Below are 8,530 nucleotides of genomic sequence, written 5' to 3'. Positions count from 1 at the left end.
GCTCCCTGCGGGGCGGCCGGGCGGGGCGGTCGGCGCGAGCCGCCCGCCCCGCCTTTCTGTCCCCGCCCTCCTCGCGCACCGGCCCGGCGGCCGCGGCGACCTCGGCGAGCAGCCGGCGGCAGACGGCCGCGAGCTCCGCGGTCCCGGCCGTGAGGTCGACGACCACCTCCGTACGGGCCGGGGCGGTCGTCCCGCCGTCCAGGATCCGCCCGGCCCGCAGCAGCGCCCGGTCCTTGCCCCCGGTCGGGGCGAGGCTGATCCAGCGGCGCACATGCTCGCCCCGGATCACCACGCCGCCACCCCGCTCCCGGTAGACGGTGTGCTCCCGCCACAGGACTCCGGCCAACTCGTCGGCCGTCTCCCTGAGTTGCGCGTACATCCCACTCCCCCTGTGCTCTCGTGCCCCCGATGCGAACAGCCGCCGACTCTAGCCCGCCGGGTCGAACATCCCTACGACGCCCCGCCCCCGCGCCCGTTACCCGCCGAAGTCGTACACGGTGACCGGTATCCCCCGCGCCGACAGCCGCTCCCGGACCAGCGGCTCCACCCGGTCCCAGGTGCCGCCGGCCAGCCCGCAGCCGATCCGGGGCATGTGGACCGAGGCCCCCAGCTCGACGGCCTTGTCCGCCAGCAGGCCGAGGGCCGCGTCGATCGCCTCGTACCGCACGGGGACGCCGGTGCTCCGGCCGGTGCGGATCCCCCGCTGGCCCACCAGGTTCGCCACCCAGAGGTACGGCGAGACCTGGACGAACTGGGCCGCGCCGAGCCCGAAGTCGTTGCCCGCCCGCTCCCGGTGCCATCGGCGGAAGGCCGCCTCGGGCTCAGGCCAGCGGCGCGAGACGGCGAGCACGAAGCCCTTGCCCCAGCCACCCAGGTCGTTGCAGACGTGGGCGACGATCCGGACGCCCTTCCCCTGGGGCGCGGTGGCGTCCCCCCGTACGTACTCGATCACGGTCATGGGATCACCGTAGGAGGCGGCACTGACAGTGGGGTCGCACACCGAATGTCAACCAGGGTTGACGCGCACTCCGCTGTCAACTTACATTGACAGCATGAGCGATGCGACCGATCTCGCCGCACGGGCCGGCGACCGCGACCCCCGGGTCGGACTGCGGGCCGTCTCCGCCCTGCGGCGACTGCTCGAACAGCTGGAGGCCGTCCAGGTGCGCAGCGCGCGCAACCAGGGATGGTCGTGGCAGGAGATCGCGACCGAGCTGGGTGTCAGCCGGCAGGCCGTCCACAAGAAGTACGGGAGGCAGTGATGTTCGAACGGTTCACGAAGGCCGCGCGCGCCACGGTGAAGGGGGCGGCCGCGCACGCGGAGCGCGGCGGCGCGGCCGTCGTCACCCCGGAGCACCTGCTCCTGGCCCTGCTCGACCGCGAGGACACCCGCGCCGCGGCCGTGCTCGGGCGGCTGTGCCCGCCGGAGCGCCGCCCGTCCCTGGTCTCCGCGCTCTCGGACGCGCGGCGCCGGGCCGGACTGTCCCGGGCGGACACGGAGGCCCTGGCCGGCCTCGGCATCGACGTCGGCGCGATCGTCGAACGCGTCGAGGAGAGCCACGGCGCGGGCGCGCTGGCCGGCGACCGCAAGGACACCGGGTGGTGGTCCGGCCGTCTCAGCTTCTCCCGCGAGGCGAAGGCCGTCCTGGAGAAGTCGCTCCGCGTGGCCCTGGCCCGCAAGGACCGGGAGATCGGCGACGAGCACCTCCTGCTCGCCCTCACCCTCCTCGGCGGCGTCGTCGCCGAAGCACTGGCCGACCACGGCGTCACCCACGCCTCCGTCGACACGGCCCTGTCCTCCCCCGCGCCCCGCTGATCCGGTGCCGCCCAGGTCTTTTACAGCGATGGTGAGACAGCAATACTGTTGAACCATGGAGGACGCGAGCGACGAGGACCTGCTGCCCGGCTACACCGTGGACGAGCTGGCCGCGCGGGCCGGGGTCACGGTGCGGACCGTGCGGTTCTACGGGACCCGGGGGCTGCTGCCGCCGCCCGTCATCGGGCCGCGGCGGGTCGGGCGCTACGACGCCGGCCATCTGTCGCGGCTCGCGCTCATCGAGGAGTTGCAGCGGCAGGGGATGACCCTGGCCGCGATCGAGCGGTACCTGGAGCAGCTGCCGGCCGACCTCAGCGCGCAGGACCTCGCGATCCACCGGGCCCTGGTGGCCTCCTGGGCTCCCGAGTCCGCGGAGACGATCACCCGGCGCGAGCTGGAGCGGCGGGCCGGGCGGGCGCTGACCGAGCGGGACGTGGACCGGCTGGCCGCGATGGGCGTGCTCGACCGGACCGACGACGCCGAGACGTACCGGCTCGACGGGGCCCTGCTGCGGCTCGGGGTCGAGCTGCTCGACGTGCCCATCGAGCACGAGACGATCCTCGCCTCCCGGACGGTGCTCCTGGAGCACGCGCGCGCGGCCGCCCAGGAGCTCTCCCGGCTCTTCCGGGACGAGGTGTGGAGCCCGTACCGGGAGAGCGGGGAGGACCCGGACCACCTGAGCGCGATGAAGTCGCTCTCGGCGCACATGCAGCCGATGGTGGTCCAGGCCCTCCTCACCGCTTTTCAGCGCTCGCTGAGCGAGGAGCTGAGGACCGCCTTCAGGAGTCGGTGAAGGTCTCCCCGCGGTCGGCCTTCTCCACCAGGAGGGCCGGCGGGGCGAAGCGCTCGCCGTACGTCTCCGCCAGCTCGCGCGCGCGGGCGACGAAGCCGGCGACCCCGCCCTCGTAACCGTTGATGTACTGCAGGATGCCGCCGGTCCAGGCCGGGAAGCCGATGCCCATGATGGAGCCGATGTTGGCGTCGGCGACCGAGGTCAGGACGCCCTCCTCCAGGAGCCGGACGGTGTCCAGGGCCTCGGAGAACAGCATCCGCTCCTGCATGTCGCGGAACGGGATCTCGTACCCCGGCTTGGCGAAGTGCTCGCGCAGCCCCGGCCAGAGCTTGCCCCGCTTGCCGTCCTCGCCGTACTCGTAGAAGCCCGCGCCACCGCTGCGGCCGGGGCGGCCGAACTCGTCGACCATGCGGTCGATGACGGCCTCGCCCGGGTGCGTGACCCAGGTGCCGCCCTCCTCCTCGACCGCCTTCTTCGTCTCGTTGCGGATCTTGCGCGGGAGGGTGAGGGTCAGCTCGTCCATGAGGGAGAGGACCTTCGCCGGGTAACCGGCCTGGGCGGCGGCCTGCTCGATCGAGGCGGGCTCGATGCCCTCGCCGACCATGGCGACGCCCTCGTTGATGAAGTGGCCGATCACCCGGGAGGTGAAGAAGCCGCGCGAGTCGTTGACGACGATCGGCGTCTTGTTGATCTGCCGGACCAGGTCGAACGCGCGGGCCAGGGCCTCGTCGCCGGTCCGCTCGCCCTTGATGATCTCGACGAGCGGCATCTTGTCGACGGGCGAGAAGAAGTGCAGCCCGATGAAGTCGGTCTGCCGCTCGACGCCCTCGGCGAGGACGGAGATCGGGAGGGTGGAGGTGTTGGAGCAGAGCAGGGCGTCGGGGGCGACGACGTGCTGGATCTCCTGGAAGACCTTGTGCTTGAGCGCCGTGTCCTCGAAGACCGCCTCGATGACCGCGTCGCAGCCGGCCAGGTCCGCCACGTCGGCGGTGGGCGTGATGCGGGCGAGGAGGGCGTCGGCCTTCTCCTGCGTCGTACGGCCGCGGGAGACGGCCTTGGCGCAGAGCTTCTCGGAGTACGCCTTGCCCTTCGCGGCGGACTCGGCGGACACGTCCTTGAGGACGACCTCGATGCCGGCGCGGGCGCAGGAGTACGCGATGCCGGCGCCCATCATGCCGGCGCCGAGGACGGCGACCTTGCGGACCTGCTTCTTCTCCACGCCCTTCGGGCGGCTCGCGCCCGAGTTGACGGCCTGGAGGTCGAAGAAGAACGCCTGGATCATGTTCTTCGCGGTCTGGCCGATGACCAGCTCGGTGAAGTAGCGGGACTCGATGGTGAGCGCGGTCTCGAAGTCGACCTGGGAGCCCTCGACGGCGGCGGCCATGATGGCCTTCGGCGCCGGGTAGGGCGCGCCGTTCAGCTGCTTGCGCAGGTTGGCCGGGAAGGCGGGCAGGTTGGCGGCGAACTTCGGGTTCGACGGGGTGCCGCCGGGGATCCGGTAGCCCGGGACGTCCCAGGGCTGGTGGGACTCGGGGTGCGCGTCGATGAAGGCGATGGCCTTGGCCATCATCTCCTCGGCGGTGGCGGCCACCTCGTGCACGAGGCCGTTGTCCAGGGCGCGCTTCGGGGCGTACTGGGTGCCCTGGAGCAGCACCTTGAGGAGGGCGTCGGTGATGCCCATGAGGCGGACGGTGCGGGCGACGCCGCCACCGCCCGGCAGCAGGCCGAGGGTGACCTCGGGCAGGCCGATCTTGGAGCCGGGGGCGTCGAGGGCGACGCGGTGGTGGGAGGCGAGGGCGATCTCGTAGCCGCCGCCGAGCGCGGCGCCGTTGATCGCGGCGACGACGGGCTTGCCGAGGGTCTCGATCCGGCGCAGCGCGTTCTTGATCTCGATGGCGCTGTCGAAGATGGCCTGGGCGTGTTCGGGGCCCGCCTTGATCATGTCCTTGAGGTCGCCGCCGGCGAAGAAGGTCTTCTTCGCGGAGGTGTAGATGATGCCGCGGATGGAGTCCTTCTCGGCCTCCACGCGGTCGGCGATCGCCTTGATCGAGGCCCGGAAGGCCTGGTTCATGGTGTTGGCGGACTGGTTGGGGTCGTCGAGGACGAGGGTGACGATCCCGGTCTCGTCCTGCTCCCAGCGGATGGTGGTGCTCTCGCTCATGACTGCTGCTTCTCCGTAAGAGGGGTGCGGACGGGACGGTCAGACGCGCTCGACGACGGTGGCGATGCCCATGCCGCCGCCCACGCAGAGGGTGGCGAGGCCGTAGCGCTTGTCCTGGCGCTCCAGCTCGTCGACGAGGGTGCCGAGGATCATCGCGCCGGTGGCGCCGAGCGGGTGGCCGAGCGCGATGGCGCCGCCGTTGACGTTGACCTTGTCCAGGGAGATGCCCATGTCCTTGACGAAGCGCAGGACGACGGCGGCGAAGGCCTCGTTGATCTCGACCAGGTCGATGTCGTCGATGGTGAGGCCGGCCTTGGCGAGGGCCTTGCGGGTGGCCGGGGCGGGACCGGTGAGCATGATGGTCGGCTCGGAGCCGGAGACCGCGGCCGAGACGATCCGGGCGCGGGGCGTGAGCCCGTACCGCTCGCCGACCTCCTTGGAGCCGATGGCGACGAGGGAGGCGCCGTCGACGATGCCGGAGGAGTTGCCCGCGTGGTGGACGTGGTCGATCTCCTCGACCCAGTGGTACTTCTGCAGGGCGACCGCGTCGAAGCCGCCGAGCTCGCCGATGTCCTTGAAGGAGGGCTTGAGGCGGGCGAGGGTGTCGGCGGTGGTGCCGGGGCGCAGGAACTCGTCGTGGTCGAGGACGGTGAGTCCGGCGCGGTCCCTGACGGGGACGATCGAGCGGTCGAAGCGGCCGTCCTTGACGGCGGCGGCGGCGCGCTCCTGGGAGAGGGCGGCGTACTCGTCGACGTCGCGGCGGCTGAAGCCCTCGATGGTGGCGATGAGGTCGGCGCCGATGCCCTGGGGGACGAAGTTGGTCGCCAGGTTGGTCATCGGGTCGGCGAACCAGGCACCGCCGTCGGAGGCCATCGGGACGCGGGACATGGACTCGACGCCGCCGGCGAGGACGAGGTCCTCCCAGCCGGAGCGGACCTTCATGGCGGCCATGTTGACCGCTTCGAGGCCGGAGGCGCAGAAGCGGTTCTCCTGGACGCCGGCGACGGTGTCGGGGAGTCCGGCGGCGATGGCGGCGATCCGGGCGATGTCGGAGCCCTGGTCGCCGACCGGGCCGACGACGCCGAGGACGATGTCGTCGATGGCGGCCGGGTCGAGTCCGGGGTGGCGGGCCTGGATCTCCCGGATGAGTCCGACGACCAGGTCGATGGGCTTGGTGCCGTGCAGGGAGCCGTTGGCCTTGCCGCGTCCGCGCGGGGTGCGGATCGCGTCGTACACGTACGCTTCGGTGCTCACGGGAAGCCTTTCGCGGTGAGGGTTCTTCGAGGGGTGCGGGACGGGGTCAGCCGAGGAGGGAGCGGCCGATGATCTCCTTCATGATCTCGGTCGTCCCGCCGTAGATGGTCTGGATCCGGCCGTCGGTGAAGGCACGGGCGACCGGGAATTCGCTCATGTAGCCGTACCCGCCGTGCAGTTGCAGACAGCGGTCGGCGACCCGCTTCTGGAGTTCGGTCGCCCACCACTTGGCCATGGAGGCGTTGACGGGGTCGAGCCCGAGGCCGGTCGGGTCGGCGTGCTCGGCGATGCAGCGGTCGACAAAGGTACGCGTGACGGCGCACTCGGTGGCCATCTCCGCGATCTCGAAGCGCACGTGCTGGAGCTTGGCGAGCGGCCGGCCGAAGGCCTCGCGCTCCTTGACGTAGGCGGTGGTGAGCTCCAGGAGGTGCTCGGCCCCGGCGATGCCGGCGACGGCGATGGCGAGGCGCTCCTGCGCGAGGTTGGTCATGAGGTGGACGAAGGCGCCGTTGAGCTCGCCGAGCAGGTTCTCCTTGGGGACGCGGACGTCCGTGAAGAAGAGTTCGGCGGTGTCCTGGGACTTCTGGCCGATCTTGTCGAGGTTGCGGCCGCGCTCGAAGCCCGCCATGCCGCGCTCCACGACGAGGAGGGAGAGGCCGTGGGCGCCGCCCTCGGGGGTGGTCTTCGCGACGACGATCACCAGGTCGGCGAGGATGCCGTTGGAGATGAAGGTCTTGGAGCCGTTGAGAATCCAGTGGTCGCCGTGGTCCTCGGCGGTGGTGCGGATGCCCTGGAGGTCGGAGCCGGCGCCGGGTTCGGTCATGGCGATGGCGGTGATGATCTCGCCGGAGCAGAAGCCGGGCAGCCAGCGGCGGCGCTGCTCGTCGGTGGCGAGCTTGGTGAGGTACGGGCCGATGATGTCGTTGTGCAGGCCGATGGCGAGTCCGGGGGCGGCCGCCCTGGTGAACTCCTCGGCGAGGACGGAGGCGTACCGGAAGTCGGGGTTGCCGCCGCCTCCGTACTCCTCCTCGACGGCGAGCCCGAGCAGCCCCTGCCGGCCGGCGGCGAGCCAGGCCTCGCGGGAGACGATGCCGTCCTTCTCCCACTGCGCGTAGTGGGGCAGCACCTCCTTCTCCAGGAAGGTGCGGACGACCGCCCGGAAGGCCTCGTGGTCCTCGGTGTAGAGCTGGCGCTTCATGCTTCGGGCTCCTGGGTCTTCAGGGTGGGTACGGCCCAGTCGCGGGCGACCTCTGCGGTGTCGGCACCGGGCAGGGCGGGGCCCGTGCGGAGGGTGCCGGGGGTGACGGAGAAGCGGGGCGCCGGGGCGGGCTGGGCGATCCCGTCCCGCTCGGCGAAGGTGGCGCGGGCCACGAGGTGCGGGTGGGCGGGTGCCTCACGGAGAGAGAGGACAGGAGCGACACAGGCGTCGGAGCCCTCGAAGACGGACCTCCACTCCTCGCGGGTACGGCTCCGGAAGCGGTCGGCGACGGCCTTGCGCAGCTCGGGCCAGCGGGCGAGGTCACGGCGGGCGGGGGCCACGTCCTCGACGCCGAGGAGGCGGACGAACTCCGCGTAGAACTGCTCCTCCAGGGCGCCGACCGCCATGTGGCCGCCGTCGGAGGTCTCGTACACGCCGTAGAAGGGGCAGCCGCCGTCGAGCAGGTTCACACCCCGGCGGTCCTGCCAGCCGCCGGCCGCGAGCATGCCGTGGATCATGGTGGTGAGGTGGGCGGTGCCGTCGACGATGGCGGCGTCGACGACCTGGCCCTCGCCGTGCGTCCGGGCGTGCTGGAGGGCGGCGAGGACGCCGATGACGAGGTAGAGGGAGCCGCCCGCGTAGTCGCCGACGAGGTTGGCGGGGATCGTCGGCGGGCCGTCCGGGTCGGGGCCGATCATGCCGAGGGCACCGGTGATCGCGATGTACCCGATGTCGTGTCCCGCGGTGGGGGCGAGCGGCCCGTCCTGGCCCCAGCCGGTCATCCGGCCGTAGACGAGGCGCGGGTTCCGGGCGAGGCAGGCCTCGGGGCCGACGCCGAGGCGTTCGGCGACGCCGGGCCGGTAGCCCTCGACCAGGATGTCGGCCCGCTCGACGAGGTCGAGCACGGTGGCGGGGCCGTCCTCGGCCTTGAGGTCGACGAGGACGGAGCGCTTGTTCCGGTTGGTGAGGTCGCGGGCGGGGTCGATGCCGAGGCCGGCGCCGCCGGGGCGGTCGACGCGGACGACGTCGGCGCCGAGGTCGGCGAGGAGCATGGCGGCGAAGGGGCCGGGGCCGATCCCGGCGAGTTCGACCACGCGCACGCCCGTCAGCGGGCCGTTGCGGGCGGTGTGCGTCGTGCTCATCGAGCCCCCAGGAGTGTGTGACACCAATGATGTAACACCGGAGATGCTAGGAACGTGTTCCACTCGGCACAAGCCCCCCGGCCGAGCAAGCGCTTGGAAAATGCGCGGGGGCGGACTTCCGCTATCCTCCGCCGACGACAACCGCGCGCGGCGGCGCGGTACGGCC

8 protein-coding genes and 1 pseudogene are annotated in these 8,530 nt (G+C 72.1%); 3 read left to right on the top strand and 6 right to left on the bottom strand.

All coding sequences use genetic code 11. The annotated features are described in order from the left end of the window. Positions 1 to 16 precede the first annotated feature (16 nt). Positions 17 to 379 (bottom strand): annotated as a pseudogene (locus ACWGN5_RS09785) (hypothetical protein); the annotation flags it as partial. 96 nt (positions 380 to 475) lie between these two features. Then, positions 476 to 958, bottom strand: coding sequence for a macro domain-containing protein (locus tag ACWGN5_RS09780; RefSeq protein WP_453512997.1), 483 nt, complete (start codon positions 956 to 958; stop codon positions 476 to 478). Positions 959 to 1,052: 94 nt separating this feature from the next. Between ACWGN5_RS09780 and ACWGN5_RS09775 the strand changes: the two genes are divergently transcribed. Genes ACWGN5_RS09775 through ACWGN5_RS09765 form a run of 3 tightly spaced genes read left to right on the top strand, consistent with a single transcriptional unit; the run spans position 1,053 to position 2,609 of the window. After that, entirely contained in the window at positions 1,053 to 1,262 is a 210-nt protein-coding gene (locus ACWGN5_RS09775; RefSeq protein ID WP_453512996.1) for a helix-turn-helix domain-containing protein, read from the top strand. Continuing rightward, positions 1,262 to 1,816 carry a Clp protease N-terminal domain-containing protein gene (locus ACWGN5_RS09770; RefSeq protein ID WP_453512994.1) on the top strand — a complete coding sequence of 185 codons (555 nt, stop codon included), beginning with the start codon at positions 1,262 to 1,264 and terminating at the stop codon, positions 1,814 to 1,816. The genes ACWGN5_RS09775 and ACWGN5_RS09770 overlap by 1 nt, the downstream gene beginning before the upstream one ends. Positions 1,817 to 1,871: 55 nt before the next feature. Beyond that, a complete protein-coding gene (locus ACWGN5_RS09765; RefSeq protein WP_453512992.1) occupies positions 1,872 to 2,609 on the top strand; it encodes a MerR family transcriptional regulator in 738 nt (245 codons plus the stop codon). Here ACWGN5_RS09765 and ACWGN5_RS09760 read toward each other — a convergent pair. Genes ACWGN5_RS09760 through ACWGN5_RS09745 form a run of 4 tightly spaced genes read right to left on the bottom strand, consistent with a single transcriptional unit; the run spans position 2,596 to position 8,364 of the window. Next, complete coding sequence (locus tag ACWGN5_RS09760) at positions 2,596 to 4,770, bottom strand: 3-hydroxyacyl-CoA dehydrogenase NAD-binding domain-containing protein (protein ID WP_453512989.1); 2,175 nt, start codon at positions 4,768 to 4,770, stop codon at positions 2,596 to 2,598. The two genes, ACWGN5_RS09765 and ACWGN5_RS09760, sit on opposite strands and share 14 nt — an antisense overlap. 39 nt (positions 4,771 to 4,809) lie before the next feature. After that, positions 4,810 to 6,024 (bottom strand): acetyl-CoA C-acetyltransferase, encoded by a 1,215-nt coding sequence (locus tag ACWGN5_RS09755; RefSeq protein ID WP_453512986.1) that lies wholly within the window; start codon positions 6,022 to 6,024, stop codon positions 4,810 to 4,812. A gap of 46 nt (positions 6,025 to 6,070) precedes the next feature. Further along, positions 6,071 to 7,222 carry an acyl-CoA dehydrogenase family protein gene (locus tag ACWGN5_RS09750; protein ID WP_453512984.1) on the bottom strand — a complete coding sequence of 384 codons (1,152 nt, stop codon included), beginning with the start codon at positions 7,220 to 7,222 and terminating at the stop codon, positions 6,071 to 6,073. Beyond that, positions 7,219 to 8,364, bottom strand: coding sequence for a CaiB/BaiF CoA transferase family protein (locus ACWGN5_RS09745; RefSeq protein WP_453512983.1), 1,146 nt, complete (start codon positions 8,362 to 8,364; stop codon positions 7,219 to 7,221). The genes ACWGN5_RS09750 and ACWGN5_RS09745 overlap by 4 nt, the downstream gene beginning before the upstream one ends. Positions 8,365 to 8,530 lie beyond the last annotated feature (166 nt).

This window comes from Streptomyces sp. NPDC055815 (assembly GCF_053616475.1).
The sequence above is the reverse complement of the archived record's forward strand: the minus strand, read 5'-3'. Positions and strand labels throughout refer to the sequence as shown.

Coding starts and splice junctions, on each gene's coding strand:
- ACWGN5_RS09780 (WP_453512997.1), bottom strand. CDS start 958: ATGACCGTGATCGAGTACGTACGGGGGGACGCCACCGCGCCCCAGGGG.
- ACWGN5_RS09775 (WP_453512996.1), top strand. CDS start 1,053: ATGAGCGATGCGACCGATCTCGCCGCACGGGCCGGCGACCGCGACCCC.
- ACWGN5_RS09770 (WP_453512994.1), top strand. CDS start 1,262: ATGTTCGAACGGTTCACGAAGGCCGCGCGCGCCACGGTGAAGGGGGCG.
- ACWGN5_RS09765 (WP_453512992.1), top strand. CDS start 1,872: ATGGAGGACGCGAGCGACGAGGACCTGCTGCCCGGCTACACCGTGGAC.
- ACWGN5_RS09760 (WP_453512989.1), bottom strand. CDS start 4,770: ATGAGCGAGAGCACCACCATCCGCTGGGAGCAGGACGAGACCGGGATC.
- ACWGN5_RS09750 (WP_453512984.1), bottom strand. CDS start 7,222: ATGAAGCGCCAGCTCTACACCGAGGACCACGAGGCCTTCCGGGCGGTC.
- ACWGN5_RS09745 (WP_453512983.1), bottom strand. CDS start 8,364: ATGAGCACGACGCACACCGCCCGCAACGGCCCGCTGACGGGCGTGCGC.